General features: G+C 69.4%; 22 protein-coding genes and 1 tRNA gene. 14 read left to right on the forward strand and 9 right to left on the reverse strand.

The features are described from left to right. Positions 1 to 24 precede the first annotated feature (24 nt). Genes AC1DQJ_RS10515 through AC1DQJ_RS10525 form a run of 3 tightly spaced genes read left to right on the forward strand, consistent with a single transcriptional unit; the run spans position 25 to position 2,130 of the window. The gene (locus AC1DQJ_RS10515; RefSeq protein WP_477603106.1) at positions 25 to 645 is read left to right on the forward strand and encodes a LemA family protein; all 621 of its coding nucleotides are present in this window, start codon (positions 25 to 27) and stop codon (positions 643 to 645) included. Continuing rightward, positions 642 to 1,436, forward strand: coding sequence for a TPM domain-containing protein (locus AC1DQJ_RS10520; RefSeq protein ID WP_477602952.1), 795 nt, complete (start codon positions 642 to 644; stop codon positions 1,434 to 1,436). The genes AC1DQJ_RS10515 and AC1DQJ_RS10520 overlap by 4 nt, the downstream gene beginning before the upstream one ends. A 1-nt stretch (position 1,437) precedes the next feature. Then, positions 1,438 to 2,130 (forward strand): TPM domain-containing protein, encoded by a 693-nt coding sequence (locus AC1DQJ_RS10525; protein WP_477602954.1) that lies wholly within the window; start codon positions 1,438 to 1,440, stop codon positions 2,128 to 2,130. A 110-nt stretch (positions 2,131 to 2,240) separates the two neighbouring features. On the opposite strand, the gene AC1DQJ_RS10530 is transcribed toward AC1DQJ_RS10525, so the two are convergent. From AC1DQJ_RS10530 to gloB, 3 genes are all read right to left on the reverse strand, one after another. Continuing rightward, positions 2,241 to 3,326 carry a YeiH family protein gene (locus AC1DQJ_RS10530; RefSeq protein WP_477602956.1) on the reverse strand — a complete coding sequence of 362 codons (1,086 nt, stop codon included), beginning with the start codon at positions 3,324 to 3,326 and terminating at the stop codon, positions 2,241 to 2,243. 78 nt (positions 3,327 to 3,404) lie between these two features. Further along, the gene (locus tag AC1DQJ_RS10535) at positions 3,405 to 5,030 is read right to left on the reverse strand and encodes a Na+/H+ antiporter (protein ID WP_477602958.1); all 1,626 of its coding nucleotides are present in this window, start codon (positions 5,028 to 5,030) and stop codon (positions 3,405 to 3,407) included. A gap of 73 nt (positions 5,031 to 5,103) precedes the next feature. After that, positions 5,104 to 5,868, reverse strand: coding sequence for a hydroxyacylglutathione hydrolase (gloB, locus tag AC1DQJ_RS10540; RefSeq protein ID WP_477602960.1), 765 nt, complete (start codon positions 5,866 to 5,868; stop codon positions 5,104 to 5,106). A gap of 80 nt (positions 5,869 to 5,948) precedes the next feature. Here gloB and AC1DQJ_RS10545 point away from each other — a divergent pair, with 80 nt between their 5' ends. Then, positions 5,949 to 6,704: a class I SAM-dependent methyltransferase gene (locus AC1DQJ_RS10545; RefSeq protein ID WP_477602962.1), complete on the forward strand. Its 756-nt coding sequence runs from the start codon at positions 5,949 to 5,951 to the stop codon at positions 6,702 to 6,704. A 78-nt stretch (positions 6,705 to 6,782) separates the two neighbouring features. Beyond that, positions 6,783 to 7,127 (forward strand): P-II family nitrogen regulator, encoded by a 345-nt coding sequence (locus tag AC1DQJ_RS10550; protein WP_477602964.1) that lies wholly within the window; start codon positions 6,783 to 6,785, stop codon positions 7,125 to 7,127. Here the strand turns inward: AC1DQJ_RS10550 and AC1DQJ_RS10555 are convergent. Both AC1DQJ_RS10555 and AC1DQJ_RS10560 read right to left on the reverse strand, forming a co-directional pair. Beyond that, positions 7,124 to 8,437 (reverse strand): hypothetical protein, encoded by a 1,314-nt coding sequence (locus tag AC1DQJ_RS10555; RefSeq protein WP_477602966.1) that lies wholly within the window; start codon positions 8,435 to 8,437, stop codon positions 7,124 to 7,126. The two genes, AC1DQJ_RS10550 and AC1DQJ_RS10555, sit on opposite strands and share 4 nt — an antisense overlap. Before the next feature lie 15 nt (positions 8,438 to 8,452). Beyond that, a complete protein-coding gene (locus AC1DQJ_RS10560; protein WP_477602968.1) occupies positions 8,453 to 8,794 on the reverse strand; it encodes a helix-turn-helix domain-containing protein in 342 nt (113 codons plus the stop codon). Positions 8,795 to 8,969: 175 nt separating this feature from the next. Between AC1DQJ_RS10560 and AC1DQJ_RS10565 the strand changes: the two genes are divergently transcribed. Both AC1DQJ_RS10565 and AC1DQJ_RS10570 read left to right on the forward strand, forming a co-directional pair. Continuing rightward, positions 8,970 to 12,104: an autotransporter outer membrane beta-barrel domain-containing protein gene (locus AC1DQJ_RS10565; protein ID WP_477602970.1), complete on the forward strand. Its 3,135-nt coding sequence runs from the start codon at positions 8,970 to 8,972 to the stop codon at positions 12,102 to 12,104. Positions 12,105 to 12,179: 75 nt separating this feature from the next. Further along, positions 12,180 to 12,458, forward strand: coding sequence for a hypothetical protein (locus tag AC1DQJ_RS10570; RefSeq protein ID WP_477602972.1), 279 nt, complete (start codon positions 12,180 to 12,182; stop codon positions 12,456 to 12,458). A gap of 48 nt (positions 12,459 to 12,506) precedes the next feature. On the opposite strand, the gene metW is transcribed toward AC1DQJ_RS10570, so the two are convergent. Both metW and metX read right to left on the reverse strand, forming a co-directional pair. Beyond that, positions 12,507 to 13,154, reverse strand: a complete 648-nt coding sequence (gene metW / locus AC1DQJ_RS10575; protein WP_477603108.1) for a methionine biosynthesis protein MetW — start codon at positions 13,152 to 13,154, stop codon at positions 12,507 to 12,509. A 5-nt stretch (positions 13,155 to 13,159) separates the two neighbouring features. Further along, positions 13,160 to 14,311 carry a homoserine O-acetyltransferase MetX gene (metX, locus tag AC1DQJ_RS10580; RefSeq protein WP_477602974.1) on the reverse strand — a complete coding sequence of 384 codons (1,152 nt, stop codon included), beginning with the start codon at positions 14,309 to 14,311 and terminating at the stop codon, positions 13,160 to 13,162. 123 nt (positions 14,312 to 14,434) lie between these two features. On the opposite strand from metX, the gene AC1DQJ_RS10585 reads away from it, so the two are divergent. The 4 genes from AC1DQJ_RS10585 (at position 14,435) to AC1DQJ_RS10600 (ending at position 17,886) form a co-directional block, all read left to right on the forward strand. Continuing rightward, complete coding sequence (locus AC1DQJ_RS10585) at positions 14,435 to 14,926, forward strand: SixA phosphatase family protein (protein ID WP_477602976.1); 492 nt, start codon at positions 14,435 to 14,437, stop codon at positions 14,924 to 14,926. A 4-nt stretch (positions 14,927 to 14,930) separates the two neighbouring features. After that, positions 14,931 to 15,272, forward strand: a complete 342-nt coding sequence (locus AC1DQJ_RS10590) for a DUF952 domain-containing protein (RefSeq protein WP_477602978.1) — start codon at positions 14,931 to 14,933, stop codon at positions 15,270 to 15,272. Further along, the gene (locus AC1DQJ_RS10595) at positions 15,269 to 16,309 is read left to right on the forward strand and encodes a quinone-dependent dihydroorotate dehydrogenase (RefSeq protein ID WP_477602980.1); all 1,041 of its coding nucleotides are present in this window, start codon (positions 15,269 to 15,271) and stop codon (positions 16,307 to 16,309) included. Before AC1DQJ_RS10590 ends, AC1DQJ_RS10595 begins: the two co-directional genes overlap by 4 nt. A gap of 80 nt (positions 16,310 to 16,389) precedes the next feature. Next, positions 16,390 to 17,886, forward strand: a complete 1,497-nt coding sequence (locus AC1DQJ_RS10600; RefSeq protein ID WP_477602982.1) for a sensor histidine kinase — start codon at positions 16,390 to 16,392, stop codon at positions 17,884 to 17,886. A 153-nt stretch (positions 17,887 to 18,039) separates the two neighbouring features. On the opposite strand, the gene ggt is transcribed toward AC1DQJ_RS10600, so the two are convergent. After that, positions 18,040 to 19,761 carry a gamma-glutamyltransferase gene (gene ggt / locus AC1DQJ_RS10605; protein ID WP_477602984.1) on the reverse strand — a complete coding sequence of 574 codons (1,722 nt, stop codon included), beginning with the start codon at positions 19,759 to 19,761 and terminating at the stop codon, positions 18,040 to 18,042. Positions 19,762 to 19,852: 91 nt separating this feature from the next. Between ggt and AC1DQJ_RS10610 the strand changes: the two genes are divergently transcribed. The 3 genes from AC1DQJ_RS10610 to AC1DQJ_RS10620 all read left to right on the forward strand — a co-directional run bounded on the left by AC1DQJ_RS10610 (position 19,853) and on the right by AC1DQJ_RS10620 (position 22,426). Then, the gene (locus tag AC1DQJ_RS10610) at positions 19,853 to 20,881 is read left to right on the forward strand and encodes a P1 family peptidase (protein ID WP_477602986.1); all 1,029 of its coding nucleotides are present in this window, start codon (positions 19,853 to 19,855) and stop codon (positions 20,879 to 20,881) included. A gap of 113 nt (positions 20,882 to 20,994) precedes the next feature. Continuing rightward, positions 20,995 to 22,254 carry a hypothetical protein gene (locus AC1DQJ_RS10615; RefSeq protein WP_477602988.1) on the forward strand — a complete coding sequence of 420 codons (1,260 nt, stop codon included), beginning with the start codon at positions 20,995 to 20,997 and terminating at the stop codon, positions 22,252 to 22,254. Between the two features lie 95 nt (positions 22,255 to 22,349). Continuing rightward, a tRNA-Arg gene (locus AC1DQJ_RS10620) sits at positions 22,350 to 22,426 on the forward strand. Positions 22,427 to 22,879: 453 nt separating this feature from the next. On the opposite strand, the gene AC1DQJ_RS10625 is transcribed toward AC1DQJ_RS10620, so the two are convergent. Then, positions 22,880 to 23,230 (reverse strand): hypothetical protein, encoded by a 351-nt coding sequence (locus AC1DQJ_RS10625; protein WP_477602990.1) that lies wholly within the window; start codon positions 23,228 to 23,230, stop codon positions 22,880 to 22,882. Positions 23,231 to 23,453 lie beyond the last annotated feature (223 nt).

The raw sequence follows: 23,453 nt of genomic DNA on the forward strand, positions 1-23,453 counted from the left end.
GCAGCCCTGATCGTACTGGCGCCCATGCTGATCGCCGGCTGCGGGATCAACACCATCCCGACCAAGGACGAGCGGGCCAAGGCGGCCTGGGCCGAGGTGCAGAACCAGTACCAACGCCGCGCCGATCTGATCCCCAACCTGGTTGAGACCGTGAAGGGTTACGCGACCCAGGAGCGCGAGGTGCTGACTCAGGTCACCGAGGCCCGCGCCTCGGCCACCCAGGTCAAGGTCGACGCCTCGACCATCACCGACCCGGTGCAGTTCCAAAAGTTCGCCGCCGCCCAGGACCAGCTGTCCGGCGTGCTCGGCCGGCTGATGATGATCCAGGAGCGCTATCCGGACCTGAAGTCGAACCAGAACTTCCTGGCCCTGCAGAGCCAGTTGGAAGGCACCGAGAACCGCATCGCCATCGCGCGGCGCGACTACAACGCCGCCGTCCAGGACTACAACACCGAGATCCGCACCTTCCCCGGCGCCCTCTGGGCCGGTACCGTGCACCGCTGGGCCAAGCCGATGCAGACCTTTGCGGCGAGCGCCGCGGCCCAGAACGCGCCCAGCGTGAACTTCGGCGGAACCGCTCCGGCCGCGCCGCCGGTCAACATGGCGCCCGCGCCCGCAGCTCCGGCGCCGGCCGCGCCTCAATGACGATGCGCACGGGACCGTGGGGCGCTCTGCGCCTTGCGGTCCTGGTCCTGTTTGTCAGCGTCGGATCGGCGTTCGCGGCGCCGACCTTCCCGCCGCTGACCGGGCGGGTGGTGGACAACGCCAATGTGCTCTCGCCGCAGACCGAAGCGACGCTTACCCAGGAGCTCGCCGCGCTCGAAAGCAAGACCGGCCGCCAGCTGGTGGTGGCGACCTTGCCCGACCTACAGGGCTACGAGATAGAGGACTACGGCTACCAGCTGCTGCGCAGCTGGGGCATCGGCGACAAGGACCGCGACGACGGCGCCATCCTGATCGTCGCCCCCTCCGAGCGAAAGGTTCGCATCGAGGTCGGCTATGGCCTGGAGCCGGTGCTGACCGACGCGCTGTCGAGTCTGATCATCAACCAGCGGATCATTCCGGCCTTCAAGGAAGGCAAGATCGAGGACGGCGTGGTCGACGGGACCCGCGCGATCATCCAGCAGCTGTCCCTGCCCGAGGACGAGGCGAAGGCGGCGGCCGCAGCCCAGGCCAAGAAACCCTCGCGCGAGGGTGAGATCGGCCCAGCGACGATCTTTGTGATCTTCATCATCTTCTGGCTGCTGAGCGGCGTCATGGGCGGTCGGCGGCGGCGTCGCGGGCTCTGGTGGCTGCCGTTGATCCTTAGCGGCGGCGGCGGGGGTGGACGTTGGGGCGGCGGCTGGGGTGGCGGCGGCGGGGGCGGTTTCGGCGGCGGCGGCTTTAGCGGCGGCGGCGGCTCGGGCGGCGGCGGCGGGGCTTCGGGGAGCTGGTAGGATGCTGACGGAATCAGACCGGGCGCGCATCGAGGCGGCAGTGAGGGCGGCTGAGGCCGGGACTACCGGCGAGATCTATTGCGTCGTGGCCCCGGAATCTTCGGACTATCGCGAGGTGCCGATCGCCTGGGGCGCCATTGCGGCCCTGGCCGCGCCGGCGGCGCTGCTGGCGGCGGGCATCCACGTCACCGCGCCCGACGATCTGGGCGGCGGCTGGTCAGCAGCGCAGATGAGCTCGGCGGCCGAGGCCGCGGCGAGGGCGGCGCTGAGCGGGGCCATCCTGCTGCAGTGCGTGCTGTTCCTGCTGGTGGCGATCTTCGTGGCGATCCCGCCGATCCGCCGGTTCCTGACGCCGCGCGGCCTGAAGCGCGAACGTGTGCGCCGCCGCGCCCAGGAGCAGTTCCTGGCCAAGAACCTGCAGGCGACCCGCGAGCGCACCGGCGTGCTGATCTATGTCTCGGCCGCCGAGCATATGGCCGAGCTGATCGCCGACGACGGCATCGCCGCCAAGGTGGCGGACGGAGCCTGGGAGGGCGCCATGCAGCGGCTGGTCGAAGGTTTCCGCGCCGGGCGTCCGGCCGAGGGCTTCGAGGACGCCATCAGCCTGTGCGGGGCCATCCTGGCCGAGCACTTCCCGCCGCGGGCGGGCGATAATCCGAACGAGCTGTCGGACTCCGTTGTGGTGTTGAACTAGAGCGTGACAGCTTCAAGTGGAGGCCGGTTGAAGCGACCGCCACGCTCTAAACTTTTGCAGATCGACCCATTTTGTCCGGTTCAGGTGAGTTCACCGGAACCGGAAAGGGTCTAGAGTCCGCCGAGCAGCGCCAGGCCGGCGAGCACGAACGTCGCCACGAACAGCGTTGAGCCGACCAGCACCAAGATAGGCCGCCAGCCGACCTTGGCCAGGTCGCCGAGCGCGGTCTTGGCCCCCAGGGCGGCGATGGCGGTGACCAGGCACCAACGCGAGGCGCTCTCCAGCGGTTGGCGAATGGCGTCGGTTACGTAGCCGGTCGAGTTGATCGCCACCAACGCTACGAAGGCGACCAGGAACATCGGAATCAGCGGCGGGCGTTTGGCCTGCGGCTCGGCAGCGCCCCGGTAGATCAGCGAGATGACCACGACCGCCGGCAGCAGCAAAGCGACCCGGAACAGCTTGACGATCGTGGCGATGTCGCCGGCCTCGACCGAGACGCCGTAGCCGGCCCCGACCACCTGGGCGACGTCATGGATGGTGGCCCCGAAGAACACCCCGGCGGTCCGGTCGCTGAAGTGCAGCAGCCCGGCCAAGGTCGGATAGAGCACCATGGCGAGGGTCGAGAGCGTGGTCACCCCGACCACGGTCAGCACCACGTCGCGCTCATGGGTCTTGCTTCGCGGCAGCACCGAGGCGATGGCCAGGGCGGCGGAGGCGCCGCAGATGGCGACCGCCCCGCCCATCAGCACGCCGAGCCGCCCGCTCAGCTTCATGGTGCGGGCCATGCCGACCCCGACCAGAATGGTCACGACCACCGCGCCGGCGGTGAGCAGCAGAGTGTCGAGGCCGACCGAGCGGACCTGATCGAGGGTGATGCGCACGCCCAGCAGCGCCACCCCGACCCGCAGGATCTGGCGGGCCGCGAAATCGATGCCGGGCCGGCAGCGCGGATCATCTCCGGTGAAGTTCACGGCGATGCCCAGCAGCAGGGCGAACAGCATGACCGGGGCGGTGTAGTGCTCGGAGAGCCACTGGGCGGCCAGCGCCACCAGGCCGGCGATGATCACGCCGGGCGCATAGCGCCGGGTCTTGGCCGTGAAGCTCTCGCGCCGCAGCCGCGCCTGAGCTTCCGGGTCGGGCGCGCCTTCCAGCGAGTCGAGCGAGCGGAAGGCGAGATCGCCGAGGTCGTCGCGCATCAATCGGGCTCCTTGGGGGCGGCGCCTGACTGGTGATGGGGTGGTTCACGAACCCGGACAAGGGCAAACGAGCGCGACCTAGACGGCGTACCGCGACTCCAGCAGGTCGATCTCGCGGATCAGGCTGCGCGCCGACGCATCGTCGATCTGCCGGGCGCGGGCCAGCTGGAAGATCGCATTGCGCTCGGCGGCCAGTCCGGCCAGACGCAATTGTCGCTCGATCCGCTCGACCTGGCGGTTGAGCGCTCCGGCCTCCAGGCTCTGGGAGCGGCGGTCGATGCGCTGGCGGTAGAGATCCATGATCCGCGCAGAGGCGTCGATATAGAGGTCGGCGTCCTCGCGGCCCTCGGCTAGATCGTGCTGGGTTTTCTCAATCGCGGCGATGGCGGCCTGGGCGGCGGCGATCCGGGCCCTGTCGATGTCGTTCTCGCGCGAGAGTTCGGGCGGCAGCTCCAGCCCCTTCAGCAGCCGCGGCAGGGCGATGCTGGCCAGGACCAGGGAGACCACGATCACCCCGGCGGCGAGGAAGATCGCCAGGTTGCGGGCCGGGAACGGCGTCCCGTCCGTCAGAGCGAAGGGCAGAGTGAGCACCCCGGCCAGGGTGATGGCGCCGCGGACGCCGGCCAGCGACATGGCCGCCACCAGCCGCCAGCTGACCTGCGGAATCGGCTCGCCGCGCCGCCGCGCCACGAACAGGTTCCACTGCAGCGAGACCCAGACCCAGACGAACCGCATCACCCCCAGCGAGGCGGTGATCGCCAGCACGTAGACTGCTAGCCACCATGGCTCCTGATGGCCGGTGATGCGGACGGTTTCGGCGGCCCGGGCCATGATGCTGGGCATCTGCTCGCCCAGAAGCACGAAGATCACGCCGTTGAGCGTGAACTGGATGGTGTCCCACACCGCCGCGCGGCGTACCCGCGTGGCGGCCAGCGCCTTCCCGCCCTGCTCGCTGAAGCTCATGGTCACGCCGGCCGCCACGGCCGCCAGGATGCCCGAGCAATGAAAGTGCTCGGCCAGCAGGTAGGCGCCGAACGGGATCAGCAGGCTGATCAGGATCTGGATGCTGACTTCCTCGCCCAGGCGGGCGCTGAACCAGGTCTTGGCGGTGTTGATCACCCAGGTGACCGCGACACCGATGGCCAACCCGCCTAGCGCCACCCAGAGGAATGAGCCGACAGCGTCCTTCAGCGAGAACACCCCGCTCATCGCCGCGGCGACCGCGAAACGCATGCAGACCAGGCCCGAAGCGTCGTTGAGCAGAGATTCGCCTTCGAGGATGTGCATCATCCGCTTGGGGATCGGCGCGCGCGAGGCGATGGCGGAAACGGCGATCGGGTCGGTCGGTGAGAGCACGGCAGCCAGGGCGAAAGCCACCGCCAGCGGCATGGCCGGGATCAGCCAGTGGATCAGCATGCCCACGCCGAGGACGGTGAAGATGACCAGGCCGAGCGCCAACTCCAGAACGATGGCGCGGTCGCGGAACAGGTCGTCCTTGGGGATCCGCCAGCCGTCGAGGAACAGCAGCGGCGGCAGGAACAGCAAGAAGAAGATCGACGGCTTGAGATCGACCGTCGGCACGCTGGAAACGGCGATGATTGCGCCCAGCGCGATTTGCACCAGCGGCAGCCGGCTCAGTCGGGCCAGGCCAGCACTGACGATCACCGCCAACAGCAGGAACAGAATGGTGGTGATCGTGACCAAGGCGTCTCCAGCAGGTCGTGCGGGGCCTGGAGCATAACAGCCGCCAGTGGAGCCGGTTGCAGCCGGACAGGCTCTAGCCCTTGAAGCTGTCCTTTGCGGCGCGGACGGCGGCGAAGGCCTCGTGGTCCTTGGCGCCGGTCAGGCCCAGCCGGCCCGCCAGCTGCGGCGCGCGCAGGAACGGGTTGGTCGCCTTCTCCAGGCCAATGGTGGTCGGCACCGTCCACTCGCCGCGCTCGCGGGCGGCGAAGATGTCGGCGGCTCGGGCTTTCAGCGCCGGATCGTCGTCCACCGACAGGGCGAAGCGGGCGTTCGAGGCGGTGTACTCGTGGGCGCAATAGACCTTGGTGTCGTCGGGCAGGTGGGCGAGCCGCTGCAGGCTGGTCCACATTTGCTCGGGCGTGCCCTCGAACAGCCGCCCGCAGCCGAGCGCGAACAGGGTGTCGCCGACGAAGGCCGTATGATCGGCAGCGTCGAAATAGGCGATGTGGCCCAGCGTATGGCCGCCGCTCTCCAGCACCTCGAAACCGGTCTGGCCAAGCATCACCCGATCACCGCCCGCCACGATGCGGTCAGGGGCCTGGCCAATGCGCTCGACTTCCTGAGGCCCGACGACGGTCGCGCCGGTGACGGCCTTGATCTCGGCGTTGCCGCCGGCATGGTCCGGGTGCCAATGGGTGTTAAGGATCAGGTCGAGCTTCCAGCCCAGGGTTTCCAACTCGCGCAGGATCGCCTTGGCGTCGGGAGTGTCGATGCAGGCGGCCAGGCCGGTGGCGTCGTCGCGCACCAGGAAGCCGTAGTTGTCGGAGAGGCAGGGAAACTGATGGACGGTGATCGACACGTGTCTCTCCAGGCCTTCTTGTCCGCGTTCTGGCGATTTAGGGTCGGCGGCGGCCTGAGTCGAGCTTAAGTCACTCACAGATGCGTCGCGACGTCCTCGATCTCCGACAGTTCTACGCCACGCCGCTCGGGCGCGCGGCGCGCGAAATGGTGTCGCGCAAGGTGCTGGAGACCTGGGACGACGCCCGCGACCTGGATGTTCTCGGGCTCGGCTACGCCACGCCGTTCATGGGCTCGATCCGCCCGGCCGCGCGGCGGGTGGTGGCGGCGATGCCGGCTCAGCAGGGCGTTGAGCTGTGGCCCGCCGACGCGCCGAACCTGGCCTGCCTGTCGGAAGAGGACGCCCTGCCGTTCCAGAACGCCTTCTTCGACCGGATTCTGGCGGTTCATGCGCTCGAAGAGAGCCCCGATCCGCTGGCCCTGCTGCGCGAGGTCTGGCGGGTGCTGGCCCCCACCGGCCGCGTGGTGGTGGTCACCGCCGCCCGCAACGGTCTTTGGGCCAATTCCGAGAAGACGCCGTTCGGCCATGGCCGGCCCTACACCCGCAGCCAGCTGGCCGAGCTGCTGCGCGAGGCGGAATTGGAGCCCACCGGCTGGACGCGGGCGCTCTATGTGCCGCCAGTCGGCTGGCTCGCCAGCTGGGCCGAAGGCTTCGAACAGGTGGGCTCGCGCCTGTGGCCGGGGTTCGCCGGTCTGGTGCTGACCGAGGCGGTGAAGGAGACCTTCGCGGTCAAGGCCAAGGCCTCGCGGGTGCGGGTTCCTGCCGTCCGGCCGGGCCTGTCGCCTCTCCCAGCCAATCGGGCGCCTGTTTCGCGGGCGCCCGAACCGCAATCTTAGACAAGCGCTTGGACACGGTGTCGCTTGGCCGTAGCTTGCGGACATGGACCCTGCGGTTCGAGCTTTCGGAGTAGCGCCATGAAAATGATCGTCGCGGTGATCAAGCCGAGCCGCCTGGATGCTGTGCTTGAAGCGGTCACGGAAGCGGGCGCCTCGGGCCTCACGGTCACCGAGGTGCGCGGCTATGGCCGCCAGCGCGGCAAGACCGAGGTCTATCGCGGCGCCGAGTACGAGGTGAAGCTGCTGCCGAAGGTGAAGCTGGAAATCGCCGTGCCCTCGGACATTGCCGAGACTGTGATCGAGGCCGTGGCGCGCACCGCCAACACCGGTAAGATCGGCGACGGCAAGGTGTTCGTGCTCGACCTCGAACAGGCCCTGCGCATCCGCACCGGCGACCGCGATGCGGCCGCCATCGCCGGCTAACCCAAGAGAAAGCTGCCGTCGTTCGCCGACGGAATGTCGAGGGGCGGGTGATCGAGGTCGGGCGCGATGCTGGCGTCGGTCGGCGTCGGCGGCGGCAGGCGCGGTCCTGACAGCATGATGTGACCATCCTCGCGACCGTCGCCGTCCAGATCGACCCCGACCCGCTGGCCCGGAGTCGGAGACAGCGGAAGCAGGTTGCTGTGTTCGCCGAGGTCCTTGAGGACGTTGGTCATGTCGGTCCGAGAGGTGACCGCCACATCCTTGCCGTGGAACACCAGCCGATCGCCGGCGGCGGCGTCGAAGTCGAGCACCACGCCCAGTAAGCCGTCGTGACCGGGGACCGCGCGGATGACGAAGGTGTCGGCTCCGGCCCCGCCGATGGCGATCGTGCCGCCGGTCATCAGCAGCTGATCGTCGCCGTCGCCGCCGTCGAGGAGGTCGTGACCGCCGTCCGGCGCGGTTCCGCCGTCGAGGGTGTCGTTCCCTTCGCCGCCGAGCAGCTGGTCGGAACCGGCGCCGCCCGACAGGCTGTCGTTTCCGGCGCCGCCGTCGATGGTGTCGTCGCCAGCGCCGCCGAAGAGGTTGTCGTTCCCGGAGCCGCCGGTCAGGGCCAGGCCCTCGCTGGACTGCGTCGGGAGCGGCTCTTCCTCCACCGATGCGGAGGCCGCGGGCGGCGCGGAGGCGGCCTCGGGTTCAGGTTGCGCCGGCTCGGGCGGCGGGGCCTCAGGCGTGGCGGGCTGGCCGGCGGCCGCGGGCGCTGGGTCGCTCGTTCCGTGGTCCTGAGGCGCCAGAAGATCCTGGCGATGTTGATCCTCCGACCCGGCCTGCGCCGCGGCGGTGACGGCCAGAGCTGTCGGCACGGTCGACGCGGCGGTTTCCGCGTGCGGCGAAACCGCGGCCTCGGCGTCGTCGGCCTGATGGATGAAGGCGGCGGCCACGACCAGGGCGATGAAGGTCTGCATCTGGCGCGCGCTGAGCGAGACGACCACGTCCTCGCGGCTCTGGCGCCAGTCGCCGCCGAGCAGGCGGTCGCAAGCCGACCAGAGGGTCTCGCCTTCCTGGATCGCGTCGGCCGAGGCGTCATGGACGACAAACTGGCCGTTGATGCGGGCGACGTGGATCAGGACCTCTTCCTGGTCGTCCTTGATGACGCACCAGGGATCGCCCTCGTCGGTGACGCCGTAGACGACTTCGACCTTCACGCCGTCAGCCGCCAGCCGGTCGGCCAGTTCAGACAGCCGCGCGCGCTCGGCGGCGGTCCATCCACCGCCGGCGTTGGGCCGCGGCGTGAACGGGACGACATTGTCCATTGCTACGGTGTATCCCTAGCCCCTGCCTGCCAGGCGCGCGACCGGCGCATCCTGAGCGGCGTCCCCGAACAGCAGCCGGAAGAGCTCCGGCTCGTAGTATCGCAGCAAGGTGCGGGCAAATTCGGCAGGATCAAGGCCGATCGCCTGAGCCCAGGCGCCTTGCGTCTCGATTGGCACTCGGCCCAGGCCGCTCTCAACCTGCGAGACGAAGGTGTAGTAGCGCAGGCCGACGCGTTCCGCCAGTTCAGCCTGGGTCAGCCCGGCCGACTCGCGTCCTGCTTTCAGCCAGCGCCCCGCCTCCTGGCGCAGTCCCTTGGTGACTGCAGCCCGCGCAGGGTCGACCGCGCTCCTTGGCATGATTCAACTCCTCAAACCTCGCACGGCGAATAAACCGTGCGACCCATCATGCGCACTTGACCGCTCGATGTACAGTACTTACGAAACGTATTCATACGAGACGTGTAACGCCTCGTTGTCATCATAACATGGGTCTGTGGCAGCCGCCACGTCGTGAGGCCCGTCTGGAGTGATTATGCGTCTTCGCCATGTCCTGTTCGCCGCCGCATCGCCGCTTTGCCTGTTGGCGGGCGCGGCCCAGGCCGAAACCGTTGTCTCGACAAGCACTACGGCCCCGGTGGCCACCGCCACCGCAACCAGCGGGGGACGCGACGACCTCCGGGTCTCCAGCGCCGGGACCATCAAGCCCACGGCCGCTGGGGCCGCCATCACGCTCAACAGCAACAACAGCGTGACCAACGAAGGCGCGATCAGCTTCCAGAATGTCGACGACGCGACGGCCATCCTGGCCCTGGGCGGCATGACCGGCGAGATCAAGAACGCCGGATCCATCGTCGTCGACGAGAGCACCGAGCTCAAGGACACCGACAGCGACGGCGACCTGGACGGTCCGTTCGCCACCGGCGCGCGGCGCTTCGGCATCCGGGTGACGGGCCCGGCCGCCTTCCATGGCAGCGTCAACCAGTCGGCCGGCTCGATCACCATCGAGGGCAATGATTCGGCCGCCATTTCGGTGGAGACAGCGATCGACGGGTCGGTGCGCACCGCCGGGGCGATTGCCGTCACCGGCGATCGCAGCTTCGGCGTGCACACCGCCGGCACAGTCGGCGGCGACGTCGCGATCCTGTCGGCCGTGACGGCCCAGGGCCAGAACTCGGTCGGCGTGGCCGCCGACGACAACATCGGCGGCAAGCTGGTGCTGGGCGCATCGATCACCACCACGGGCTTCCGCTCGGCCACCCGCGGCGCCGACGCCGCCGTCGCCAAGCTCGACGCCGACGACCTGTTGATCGGCGGCCCATCGGTGCGCGTGCGCGGCGACGTGTTCGGCGGCATCGTCGTCGACGCCCCGCCCGCGGACAACAACAAGGACGACGCCGATGAAGACGACGACGGCATCACCGACGCCCAGGAAACCACCGGCTCGGTGAGCTCGTTCGGCTCGGCTCCGGCGATCCTGGTCGGGTCCGACGGCCGCGGCGTGCGGCTCGGCGTCGGCGGCACGGGCGACAATGCTTACGGCCTGAACATCAAGGGCAGCGTCCAGAGCGCCGGCGTCTACGACAACATCGCCGCGACGGCGATCCAGCTCGGCGGCCTCGGCGGCAATGTCGCGATCGATGGCGGAGTGCGTGTCTCCGGCGCGGTGAGTTCCAGCGCCGTTAAGGCCGGCGCGGTCGGCTTGCGTCTCGGCGCGGGCGCCAGCACGCCGAAGATCCTGGTCGAGGGCGGAAGCATTAAGGCCGCCGTGGTGTCCACCGAGGCGGTGGACGTGCGCGCGGTCCAGATCGACGCCGGGGCTGGCGTCGACTACCTCGGCAACTCGGGGGTCATCTCGGCCGCCATCACCGGAACCAAGGGCTCGGCCACGGCGATTCTCGACGCCTCCGGCAGCCTGAAGCTGATCGAGAACGTCAACAACATCACGGCGGCGATCGCCCCGAGCGACGCCTCCCAGGCGGTGACTGGCAAGGCCGTGGCCATCGACCTGCGCGCCAACACCGGCGGCGCGACGGTGCGGCAGGGGGCGAACTCGTCCTCGACCATCACCCCGACCATCGCCGGGGACGTGCTGTTCGGTTCGGGCCCGTCGCGCCTGGAGCTGATGGCGGGCGTTCTGAACGGTGCGGTGGCCTTCGGCTCGGGCGCCGACGCCCTGGTTATCGACGGCGGCGCCAAGATGACCGGCGCCCTGAGCGACGCCGGCGGTGGCCTGACCGTCAACATCGCCAAGGGCCGGCTGACGGCGACCAACGCCGACGCCATCAACCTGACCTCGCTGACCCTCGGCGCCACGGGCGAATTGGTGTTGACCGCCGATCCGGTCGCGGCCAAGTCGACCCTGTTGAACGTGGCGGGCGCGGCGAACCTGGCCACCGGCTCCAAGGTCGGCCTGCGCTTCACCTCCAAGCTCAGCAGCCCGACCACCTTCACGCTGATCAAAGCCGGGACCCTGACGTCCGGGACCCTCGATCAGAGCCTGCTGGGCTCCACGCCCTGGCTCTACAAGGCCGAGCTGCGGGTGGACGGCGCGAGCAATTCGCTGCTGGCCGACGTACGCCGCCGCTCGGCGACCGAGGCCGGGCTGAACGACTCAGAAGCGGCCGCCTACGACGCAGTTTTCGCCAACTTCGACCGCGACGCCACGGTCCGCGACGCGCTGCTGGGCAAGACCGACGCCGCCGGCTTCGCCGGGCTCTACGACCAGTTCCTGCCGGACTTCACCGGCAGCCTGTTCCACACCCTGGCGGCGGCCTCGGACGCCACCAACCGGGCCATCGACGAAGGCGACGGCCAGATGACCGCCGACGGCCTGCGCGTCTGGACCCAGGAGATCGCCTTCCTGGTCAAGCGCGACGTCGACCGCACGACCAACTACGACGCCGACGGCTTCGGCCTGGCCGGCGGGGCTGAAACCCACGTCGACGGCCTGGGCAATGTCGGCCTGATGACCAGCTTCGTGAACGTCAATGTCGACGACGCCTTCGCCTCGGCGGCGGAGTCGCTGGGCGGCCAGGTGTTCTCGGCCGGCGTCTACTGGCGCGACAGCGCCGGCGGCCTCACCGCCAATCTGGGCCTCAACGGCGGCTACGCCTCGCTGAAGAGCACCCGGACCCTGTCAGACCCGACCGCCGGCCTGAACAAGGAATCGGAGTCCGACTGGAACGGCTGGACGGTCGCCGCTCACGCCGGACTTTCCTACCTCGCCGACTTCGGCCGCTTCTTCGTCAAGCCGCAGGCCACCGCCGACTACTTCATGCTGAAGGAAGGCGACCGCACCGAAAGCGGCGGCGGCGCGGCCATGGACCTCACGGTCGATGAACGATCGAGCAATCAGCTAAGCGCCTTCGCGGGTGTCACGTTCGGGGCTCGCCTTGGTGAGGAGAGCGCCTTTGTTTGGGTTCCCGAGCTGACCGCCGGATGGCGTCAGGCAGCCGGCGACGGAGTGGACGTCACGACCGCCCGCTTCGTCGCCGGAGGTCCTGCCTTCAGCATCGCCGCGCCGGACCTCTCCGGCGGCGGCCCGGTGCTGCGCTTGGCCCTGCGCGGCCAGGGCCAGTACTTCGACTTCGCGGTCGAAGGCGGCGGCGAAGTGCGTGACGACTACGAGGCCTACGACGGCCGCGTGGTGGTCCGGTTCATGTTCTAGACCTTGCGAAGCAGGTCTCGTGCAATCGCGTCGGGGGACGCTCGAAGCGGTCCCCGACGGACTGGAGTTGAGTAGATGACGCTTCTGGCTGGAGGCCTCCTGGCGATCGGCGCGGTGTTGGTGAGCCTGGCTCGCCGCACCTACGGGCGCCCGCCGCTGTGGCGGTCGTGGGCCGCCCTGGCCGGTGCGGTGGTCTGTCTGGGATTTGGCGCGGCGCTGGTCGTTATCGACCCCCGCGCGCTCGTGGAGACGCCGGTCGTGTTCGTGGCCGGCTTCTGCCTCTTCGAGGGGAGCCTGGCGCTCCTCAGCCTGATGGCTGCGGCAGGACGTCCGCAGCCGCGATGGCTCTCCTAAAAGCGGCGCATTCCCCCCTGGGCGGTTTGGTCCCCCCGCCGCCCGCCGCTAGTCGAAGAGGTCGCCCGGGGGCGGAGCCGGCGTGGGTGTCGGCTCCGCCTTTCGGCTGAGCAGGAACAGGGCGTTTTCCGCCCGCCAGTTCTCGACCGCCCGGGCCGGATCGATCTGGCGCGCCGGCTTGCCCGGCACCAGCGAGGCGCAGGCCTCGATCCTCAGTTCCAAGTCGTCGCACAGGGCGGTGAAGTCCCGCAGCGTGCAGAGGTGAATGTTCGGCGTCGACCACCAGGGCTCGGGGAGGGCCTTGGTCTCGGGCATGCGGCCCTTGGTCAGCAGGTCCATCCGCACCCGCCAATGGCCGAAGTTCGGCAGCGAGACCACCGCGCGGTCGGCGATCCGCAGCAGCTCCCTCAGCACGTGGCGCGGATCGCGCACCTGCTGCAGCGTCTTCGACAGCACCGCATAGTCGAAGGCCTTCGTCGGGAAATGGTCGAGGTCGCGGTCGGCGTCGCCCTGCACCACGGCCAAACCGCGGGCGAGGCAGGAGGCCACGCCCTCGCCGGACAGCTCCAGGCCCTGGCCGTCGATGGCCTTTTCCCGGGTCAGCAGCTCCAGCAGCTCGCCCTCGCCGCAACCGACGTCGAGGACGCGCGCACGGGGGCGCACCAGGCGAAGGATCTCCCGGAAGTCGTCACGCATGGCGGTCAAGCAAGGCCCCGCTTCTCGCCGGCCGAAGCCAGGAAACCGCGCAGCGCCGAATCCAGCGCCGGTTCATCGAGGAAGAAGGCGTCATGGCCCTTGTCGGTCTCGATCTCGGCGAAGCTGGCGCGGCAGCCGGCGGCATTGAGGGCGCGCACGATGTCGCGGCTCTCAGTCGTCGAATAGAGCCAGTCGGAGGAGAAGGAGAGCACACAGAAGCGCACGTGCCGGGCGCGCAGGAAGCACTCGGCCAGCACCCCGCCGCAGCTGGCGGCGAGGTCGAAATAGTCCAGCGCCCGGGTGATGTAGAGATAGGAGTTGGCGTCGAAGCGGTCGACGAAGCTGGCGCCCTGGTGGCGCAGATAGCTCTCCACCTGGAAGTCGGCGTCGAAGCCCCAGGAGAGGCCGTCGCGCTGCAGCTCGCGGCCGAACTTCCGTTGCAAGGCCGGTTCCGACAGATAGGTGATGTGCGCCGCCATGCGGGCGACGGCCAGGCCCTTCTCGGGGCGCACGCCGGCCAGCTCATAGCTGCCGGCCCGCCAGTCGGGGTCGGCCATGATCGCCTGGCGGCCGACCTCGTGGAAGGCGATGTTCTGGGCCGAGTGGCGCGCGGCCGCGGCGATGCAGATCGCCGAGAACAGCTTCTGCGGATAGTCGGCGGCCCATTGCAGCACCTGCATGCCGCCCATCGATCCGCCGACCACGGCGAACAGGGTCTCGATGCCAAACGCCTCGATCAGCATCGCCTGGGCGCGGACCATGTCGGCGATGGTGATCACCGGGAAGGCCAGGGCGTAGGGCGCTCCCGTGGCCGGATTGATCGAGGCCGGGCCGGTCGAGCCCATGCAGCCGCCGACGACATTGGTGCAGATGATGAAGTGCTTGGCCGGGTCCAGCGGCAGGCCTTCGCCGACAACACGGTCCCACCAGCCGGGCTTGCCGGTCACCGGGTGGATGGAGGCCAGATGCTGATCGCCGGTCAGGGCGTGGCAGACCAGCACCGCATTGGATTTGTCCGCGTTGAGTGTCCCATAGGTCTTGTAGGCGACCTCCAGAGGGGCGAGCAGCGCACCGGAGTCCAGGCGCAGCGGCTGGTCGGCGGGAAAGCGGTGCACCCCGCCGCCGGTCTCGCCTGTCGGGATCGCAATGGCGGTCATGCGCCGCTTGGACCGCCAAGCTCTTTCTGTGTCAACAGCTTCGCGTATCGCTTCGCGTCCGCTATCAGACTTCTGCGGCGCTCGGGGGCGCGACGAGCAGCTAGGGAGCGCAGCGGAGTATCCATGGATCGGCTTATTCTCTTGCGGCACGGCAAGGCGGAGCGGGACTCTGCAAGCGGCGACGACTTCGACCGCAAACTGACCGACCGCGGCGTTCGGGAATCGGCGGCCATGGCGGCCAACCTCGCGGACCTCGGCTTGATTCCGGACCTCGTGCTGGTTTCGCCGGCCGCGCGCACCCGCGAGACCTGGGCCTCGGCGCAGAGCGCCTTCCCCAAGGCGGCCTCGCGCATCGAGCGTTCCCTTTATCACGCCGAAGAACGGGTGGTCCGCCAGTTGGCCGAGGCGGCCGGCGAGACGTCCGGCACGGTGATGATCGTCGGCCACAATCCGGGCCTGCAGGAGCTGACGATCCGGCTGCTGGCGGAGGGCTCGGCTCCCGCGCCGCTGATCGCCCGCGCCCACGCCGCCTTCCCGACCGCGGCCTCGGCGGTGTTCCTGTTCGATGCGGTCGGCCTTCCGTCCTATGACGGCCTGTTCTTCCCGAGGGGCTGAGGCGGTGGCGCGAATCTACAAGATCCTGTCCCGCGCCGAATGGACACGGGCGGCGGCTGAGGGCCGTTTCGAGGGCTCCGCGGTCGATCTGACCGACGGCTTCATCCACTTCTCCACCGGCGCCCAGGCGGCCGAGACCGCTCGGCGCCACTTCGCCGGCCAGGTCGATCTGGTTGTGCTGGCGATCGAGGCCGAGGCGCTCGGCGAGGCGCTCGTCTGGGAGCCGTCGCGCGGCGGCGCCCTCTTCCCGCACCTCTACGGCGCGCTGGACGCCGCCAAGGTGCTGGCCGTCACCGAGGCGCCGCTTGGCGACGACGGCGTCCCGCAGTTGGGAGATCTGGCGTGAGCCTGCACGACATCGCCGCCCGCGCCCTGCATGTCCTCGATCCCGAGGACGCCCACCGCTTCACGATCCGCGCCCTGGCCGCGGGCCTGGGGCCTCGGGACAGCTTCAACGATCCGATTCTGGCGACGGAGGTCGGCGGGCTGAGGCTGCCCAACTGCGTCGGCCTCGCCCCTGGCTTCGACAAGAACGCCGAGGTGTTCGGGCCCATGCTCCGGTCAGGCTTCGGCTTCGTCGAGTGCGGTACGGTCACCCCGCTGGCCCAGGCCGGCAATCCGCGACCGCGCCTGTTCCGGCTGACCGAGGACCAGGCAGTCATCAACCGGATGGGCTTCAACAACGAAGGCCTCGAGGCCTTCGCCGCGCGGCTCGCCCGCCGCGGTCCGGGCGTCATCGGCGCCAATATCGGCGCCAACAAGGACGCTGAGGACCGCATCGGGGACTATGTCACCAGCCTGACGCGGCTGTGGGGCCTGGCCTCCTACTTCACGATCAACATCTCCTCGCCCAATACGCCGGGCCTGCGCGCCCTGCAGACCAAGGCGGCGCTCGAGGAGTTGCTGGGCCGCCTGGCGCAGGCCCGCGACGCCCTGCCGGTCGCTGGCCGCGCGCCGATGTTCCTGAAGGTCGCTCCGGACCTGGAAGAGGGCGAGGTCGAGGCTATCGTCGAGACGGTGGTCGCCAACGGCCTCTCGGGGATCATCGTCTCCAACACCACCATCAGCCGCCCGGCGCTGGCCTCTCGCTTCGCCGGGGAGGCCGGCGGCCTGTCCGGAGCGCCGCTCACCGCCCTCTCGACTCAGATGTTGGCCAGGTTCCATCAGGCCGCAGCCGGCCGTGTCGCCCTGATCGGCGCCGGCGGAATCGGCTCGGGTGCGGACGCCTACGCCAAGGTCCGCGCTGGGGCCGGAGCGGTGCAGCTCTACTCGGCGATGGTGTTCGGCGGGCCGGGCCTGGTCACCCGAATCAAGCGCGACCTCGCCGCCAGACTGCGGGCGGATGGTTTCGGCGCGGTGGCCGAGGCGGTGGGTGCGAATTGAGGCTCCAGCGTAGATTCGGCGCCGCTTGGCGGTTGCGCTGCGTTGCCGAACGGTCCGGGGTGAAGTAACGGGGAGTCGTCATGGCGGACGCCCTCTCTCCCTCGGCGCCCACGAAGCCGCCCACGCGCCGCTTTTTCTGGCCGGGCGGGCTGTCAGCGCGCCTGCTGATTCTCACCATTCTGTTCGTCGCCGGAGCCAGCGCGATCGCCCTGCCGGCCGCACTGGCCGCGTTCGAGGAGCAGTGGCTGCTGGACCGCGTGCGGGCCGCCGAACTCGCCTCGATGGCGACCGAGGTGGCGCCCGACCAGATGCTGAGCGAGAATCTTGCATCGCAGCTGCGCGAGGGCGCCGGCGTCCAGACCGTCGCTGTGCTCGACAATGACGGCAACCGCTTCCTGAAGGTGCCCGGCCCGCGGCTGGACGAGCCGCCGTATCTGGTCGACCTGCGCGATCAGGCGCCGGCCTCCTGGCTCTCGGCCCCGTTCCAGACCCTATTCGGGGACGGCGAGGGGCGGATGGTCCGGGTGATCGCCGAGCCTCGCTTCTACAAGGCCCAGTTTATCGAGGTGGTGGCCCCCGACGCCGAGCTGAAGGCGGAGCTGAAGAACTATCTCTGGCGTCTGCTGGCGATCATGGCCTTCGTCTCGGCCATCGCCGGCGGTCTGGTCTATCTGTCGCTGAACTTCTTCCTGGTCCGCCCGATGCAGCGGATCACCCGGTCGATGGAGCGTTTCGCCGCCGATCCCGGGGATTCCGAGGCTCACATCACCCCCTCCGGCCGGCGCGACGAGGTCGGCCGCGCCGAGGTCCAGCTCGACCGGATGCAGGAAGAGCTGCGCGCGGCCCTGCAGTCGCGCGCGCGCCTTGCCGCCCTCGGCGAGGCGGTGGCCAAGATCAATCACGACCTGCGCAACATGCTGACCAGCGCTCAGATCGCCTCCGAGCGGCTGGCCGCCCTGAAGGACCCTCAGGTCACCCAGGCCCTGCCGCGCCTGGAGCGCGCCCTCGACCGCGCCGTGAAGCTGGCCACCGACGTGCTGACCTATGGCAAGACCGAGGAAGCGGCCCCCGACGTGCGGCCGCTGGCCCTGGCTCAGGCCGTGGAGGCGGCGGCGGAGGAGGCGCGGTTGTCGCCGGACGGCGTGCGGCTCGTTTCGCTGGTGGACCCCGGCGATCAGGTCACCGCCGACCCCGACCAACTGCATCGCATCCTGGTCAACCTGATGCGCAACGCCCGCGAGGCGGTGGAGCAGCAGTCCGGTCGTATCAGCGCCAGCTTCATCCAGGTGTCGCTGTTCGAGGACGACGGCGCCAGCGTCGTGAGGCTGGCGGACAACGGGCCGGGCGTGTCGGAGCGGGCGCGCGAGCGGCTGTTCCAGCCCTTCGCCGGATCGACTCGCCCCGGCGGCGCGGGCCTCGGCCTCGCCATCGCCCGCGAACTGGCCCAGGGCCACGGCGGCGACCTATTGCTGGCCGAGACCGGGCCGCAGGGCTCGGTGTTCGAACTGCGCCTGCCAGGCGCCCCGACCAAGCTCAGCCCGCCGAGGCGCCGTCGCACCAAAAGCGCCGAAGCCTAGCTCCGCCCAAACCGTGTCATCCTGGTTTGGGCCGAAGGCCGAAGACCGGGACTCATGAACACCTGATGGCTTGCGCCAGTGAGAGGCCTCGCCCCATTTCGCTGGCGCAGCGGGTTCCGGTCTTGCTGCGCAAACCGAAATGACAGCTCCGAGTTAGAACCCCTTCGCCACGCCCTCACGGCGGTCGTCGGCGCCGCCTTGCAGGCCCTGCGGGGTCACCTTCACGCCATGCAGGCCCGAGCCCTCGCCGCCGCTGCCCTTGAAGACGACGCCCTTGGAGGCCAGCGCATCCACCACGCCGGGGGCGAAGCGCGCCGGCTCGCTGGCGAAGCTGTCGCCGCGGGCGATCAGGTTGGGCAGGTTGAAGGCGTCCTGCACGCTCATGTTCCAGTCGAGGATCCCGACCAGGGCCTTGAGGTTATAAGCCAGGATCGAGTTGCCGCCGGGCGAACCGATCGCTGCGACGAAGCGGCCCTGGCGGTCCAGCACGATGGCAGGGGCCATGGACGAGCGCGGGCGCTTGCCTGGCGCCACGGCGTTGGCCGCTTGCCTGCCGTCGGCGTTCTTGGGCGACCACGAGAAGTCGGTCAGCTGGTTGTTCAGGAAGAAGCCGCCGACCATCCGTCCGGTGCCGAAGATGCTTTCCACGGTGGTGGTCATCGACACGACGTTGCCGGCCGCATCGACCACCACGAAATGCGAGGTGCCGGCCGGTTCCTTCGTGGCGTCCGGGGCCAGGGCGCCGGCGCCGCGCGGCGTCCCGGGGGCGGGGGCGGGACCGGCGACCTCGCCGATCAGCGCTGCACGTTGGGCGACGTAGTCCTCTTCCAGCAGCCCCTCGATCGGAACCGGCGTGAAGGCCGGGTCGCCGAAGTAGCGGTCGCGGTCGACGTACATCAGGCGGCTGGCCTGGGCGAAGAGGAACCAGGCCTGCGGGTCGTTCGGGCCGCGGTCGGCGATGTCGGTGTGCGAGAGGATGCCCAGGGCCTGGAGCACCGCCGCGCCGCTGGACGGGGCGTCGGGCACGCAGACCACATAGATGCGGTAGGGGCGGCAGATCGCATCGCCCGACTTCGGATGGTAGGCCTTGAGGTCGGTCAGGGTCATCGAACCGGGCAGCGGACCCTGGCTGACCTTGGCGACGATGGCCTGCGCCAGGGCGCCTTCCAGCAGGGCCGCGGGGCCCTGAGCGGCGATCTTGCGCACGGTGTCGGCGTAGGTCGGGTTCTTCAGGACGTCGCCGGCCTTGTAACGCTCGCCGTCGGTCTTGGTGAAGTAGGCCTTGGCGTCGGGCGTTTGGCCTTGCGGGAACGGTCCGGCAATCATGCCGGCCAGGCGCGGGCTGACCACGAAGCCGTCGTCGGCCAACCGCTCAGCGTCGCCGAATAGCTCCTTCCAGGCGATCTTGCCGTGCTTGGCCTGGGCCATCGACAGCATCGCCACCGCGCCGGGCACGCCGGTCGCCTTGCCGCTGGTCACCGCGACCGGGAAGGACAGAGGCTTGCCGTCGGACCCCAGGAACATGTCCGGAGTGGCGCCCGCCGGCGCGGTCTCGCGGCCGTTATAGGCGGTCACCTTGTGGGTCTTGGCGTCGTAGTAAGTCATGAACGCCCCGCCGCCGAGGCCCGAGCTCTGCGGCTCGACCAGGCCCAGCACCGCCTGGACCGCGACGGCGGCGTCCACCGCCGAGCCGCCCTTGCGCAGCACGTTGAGGCCGGCCTCCACCGCCAGCGGGTTCGCCGCGGCGACCATGACCTGCCCTTGGGCGGCGGCGGGCGGCGACGGGGATCCGGACGGGGCGGGAGCTTCGACGGCGGTCGTGGCGCAGGCGGCCAGGGCCAGGACGAGCGGAAGGGCGGCAAAACGCTTGAGCAACAACACGAGACCACGTCGATGGCGAAAGGGAGCGCCACCATAGTCATCCGTGCGTGGACAACAAATGCGTAGCCTGCTTTCGATGCCGATTATGAGCGATAGACCTGCCGCTGCGCCCGGAGCGCGCAACCTGATCACCGATGTGCCCGGCCTGAAGGTCGGACAGGCCCACGACGAGGCCGCCCGCACCGGGGTCAGCGTGATCCTCCCCGACGACCGGGCGGTGGCGGCCTGCGACGTGCGCGGCGGCGGCCCCGGCACCCGCGAGACTGACGCCTTGGCGCCCGAGAACCTGGTCGATGCGATCGACGCCATCGTGCTGTCGGGCGGCTCGGTCTACGGCCTGGCGGCGGCCGACGGGGTGGTGGCCTGGCTCGGCGCACAGGGGCGCGGCTATGGGCTGGTCAGCGCCAATGGCGTGCCGCGCTCGCCGGTGGTGCCCTCAGCCATCCTCTACGATCTCGCCAACGGCGGCGCGCGCGACTGGGGCGAGGATCCGCCCTATCGGCGCCTGGGTCGCGCGGCGGTGGTCGGCGCCGGCGCCGACTTCGCCCTCGGGACCGCCGGCGCCGGCTACGGCGCCATGGCCGGCGGCTTCAAGGGCGGGACCGGCTCGGCCTCGATCGTCTCCGCCGACGCGATCAGCGTCGGCGCCCTGGTCTGCGTGAACTCGTTTGGCTCGGTGGTGGCCGCCGACGGGCGCACCTTCTGGGCCGCACCGTTCGAGGTGGGCGATGAGTTCGGCGGCCTCGGCCCGGCGGGCCTTGCCGGCGCGGCCGACGAGTGGGGCCTGGCCAAGACCGATCCCAGGAGCCGGATGAACACCACCATCGCCTGCGTCGCCACTGACGTGGCCCTGACGCCGGCCCAGGCCAAGCGGGTGGCGGTGATGGCTCAGGACGGCCTGGCCCGCGCCATCCGGCCGGTGCACGCGCCCTTCGACGGCGACGTGGTCTTCGCGCTCTCCACGGCCCGGCGGCCGCTTCCCGAGGCCGCCGACTTCACGGTGACGCGCATCGGCGCCCTTGCGGCTGATGTCCTGGCCCGGGCGGTCGCTCGTGGGGTCTACGCCGCGCAGGCGTGGCCCGGCGTTCGGGATTGGCGCTCGTCGGTCGCCTGACCGGCCTGGTCGTACTCGTCGCGGCTCCGCGAACCCTCAGCGATTTTACAGACTACGGCTTAGTTGCGTAGTGTTTAGAAACCCGCGTTCTGAGAGTTCAAAAGGAGACGCCCATGCATTGGGTTAGGACCACGGCCCTGGTGGCCGGCGCGAGCCTGTTGGCCGGCGGCGCTGATGCGCAGACCAAGCAGCAGGTGACGGGCCCGGTCGCCACCTACTGGATGAGCGCCCGGACCCAGACGGGGCTCGGCGGCATGGGCGGCGGCGTCCCCTCGATGGGCAGCATGATGGGAGGAGGGGGCGGAAACCTGTCGAAGACCCTGACCCTCCAGCTAGGTTCTTCGCGTAAACCCACCGGCGAACCGGCCGCCGAGCACCTGCCGCCGGCGGCCCTGAAGGCCGGCCAGATCCTGCCGCTCGCCACCCCCAAACCGCAGGCCGGCGGCAAGGCCGACCATTCGGTCATGCCCAACGACTTCAAGCCCAAGGGGCGGATGCTGATCTTCTGGGGCTGCGGCGAGCACGCCAGGGCCGGCCAACCGATCGTCGTCGACTTCGCTAAGGTGGCTGCAGGCCAAGCCCCGCCGGCCATGCAGGCGATGGCCGCTCAGCTCGGGACCCCGATGCAGCCGCCCTCGCCCAGCCGCAACGCCACCTATGGCGAATGGCCGAATCCGAAGACCAACACCTCGGTGCCGGCCGCCGGCTCGCTGGTCGGCGACCACCTGATCCGCGGCAACTACTCGCCGGACATCAAGTTCGCCCTGGCCGCCGAGCAGGATTTCCTCGGCCCGCTGAACCTGATCAAGAACCAGACCAACCCCACCGGTTCGGGCCAGATCGGCTGGAACGCCGTGGCCGGCGCCCGCGGCTACCTCGCCACCGCTGTGGGCGCGGGCGAGGACGGCACGATGGTCATGTGGTCGTCCAGCGAGGTGCAGGCCTCGTCCTTCGCGATGCAGGACTACATCAGCAACGCCGACCTCGCCCGGCTGGTGAGCGCCAAGGCGCTGATGGCGCCGACCACCACCAGCTGCACCATCCCGCAGGAAGTGGTCAAAGCCGCTCCCCAGGCGATGGTCCAGCTGGCCGCCTTTGGCGGCGAGACCAACATTTCCTACCCGCCTCAGCCGGCCGATCCGAAGGCGCCCTGGAACATCGATTGGACCTTGAAGGTCCGCTACAAGTCCCAGACTGCGGGCGTGCTCGGCATGGACATGGCCTCGATGGCCGGCATGGCGGGCGACGACGAGGTCCCGGCCTCGCGCGGCGGCCAGGCTCCCCGCGAGCAGCAGCAGCCCCAGGCGCCGACTTTGCCCGGCCTCGGCGGGGCCATTCTCAAGGGTCTCGGGGGCCGTTTGCCGGGCCTCTAGAAAAAAGTTGGGCCGGGACGAAAATTCCTGCTCAAGCCGGGTTGCCATCCGCCCCAGCCGCGACTAGGTTCCGCGCCCTTGCCGTAGGGCAATGCGCGCCCGTAGCTCAGCTGGATAGAGCATCAGACTACGAATCTGAGGGTCGGACGTTCGAATCGTTCCGGGCGCGCCATTTCTCCTAAGGTTTCTTCACCTTGGGACTGCTCCACAAATCACCTGGGGTCACATTGGGGTCGAGCGCTCAGGCGTGGGCCTCATGAGCGTACCCAGATGTCAGTGGTGATTCGGGCGCAATCTGGACCCCGAGAGCTTTTCGCCAGGTGATCGCGCCGGCCAAAGGTTTCCCGTCTTGTTACTCAGGCCAGGGGTTCAGCATGAACCCTTGCCCTTCGGCGAGACCGGGGGTGCAAGCGGAGACGCCAGCTTCGCGGGGATCGCGAAGCGCGCCTGGGGCGGAGCCCCAAGTCTTTCGGCTCGGCAGTCAAACCAACCTGGCCGAACCGGCGCTGCCGCCTGCGCCGCACGCGGGTGCGGCCGCTTAGCGCCAGTTGGAGACATTTGCCGCGGGGCTGGAAGCGGACTCGTTTGAAGGTCCGCTGGCCGGAGCGTCGCGACCGGATCCTCCCTAGCGGACGCGACCCAAGGGCCGCCCCACGCCATTCGCTTCGAGATGAGCGCGCAAGACGGCCGCCGTCTCGACGATCTGAGCCCAGCCATCTTCGCCTAGGGACGCAGAGCCTATGCTCTGAAGTTGCTCGCCTAATCGATCTAGCAGCGGCTCTTCATTCGGGAATAGCCAGTTCCCCACGCCTTGGCGCGGGTCATCGTAGATTTCCATATCAACGAGCAGAACGTGGCGGGCTACCGCGACGCGGCTCTCGGTGAGCCGACAATGGGTGAGCACCAGCAAAGCGACATAGAGCCAACGGCGGTCAGGTTCGAGCCAGGCAAGCGGATTGATAGGTAGTTTTTCCACACGACCAAGGTGCCCTGCGAGCAGTCTGGTTTCCAGCCTTCTGGGACCGCGGCGAGGTCGCGAATGCGCCAGTAGGAGACCAAGGCTCGTGGGCAAAAAGCAGAACTAGCTTCTGGTCCGCTTGCGGGTGAGACGCAGTTCAACCGGTTGCGGACGAGCCGGATGCCCTTCAACTTGGCTCTATGGCTTTATGGCAGTTTCCCATCTTCGCAGTTCCCCGAAG

Source organism: Phenylobacterium sp. P4_E10, assembly GCF_056401675.1.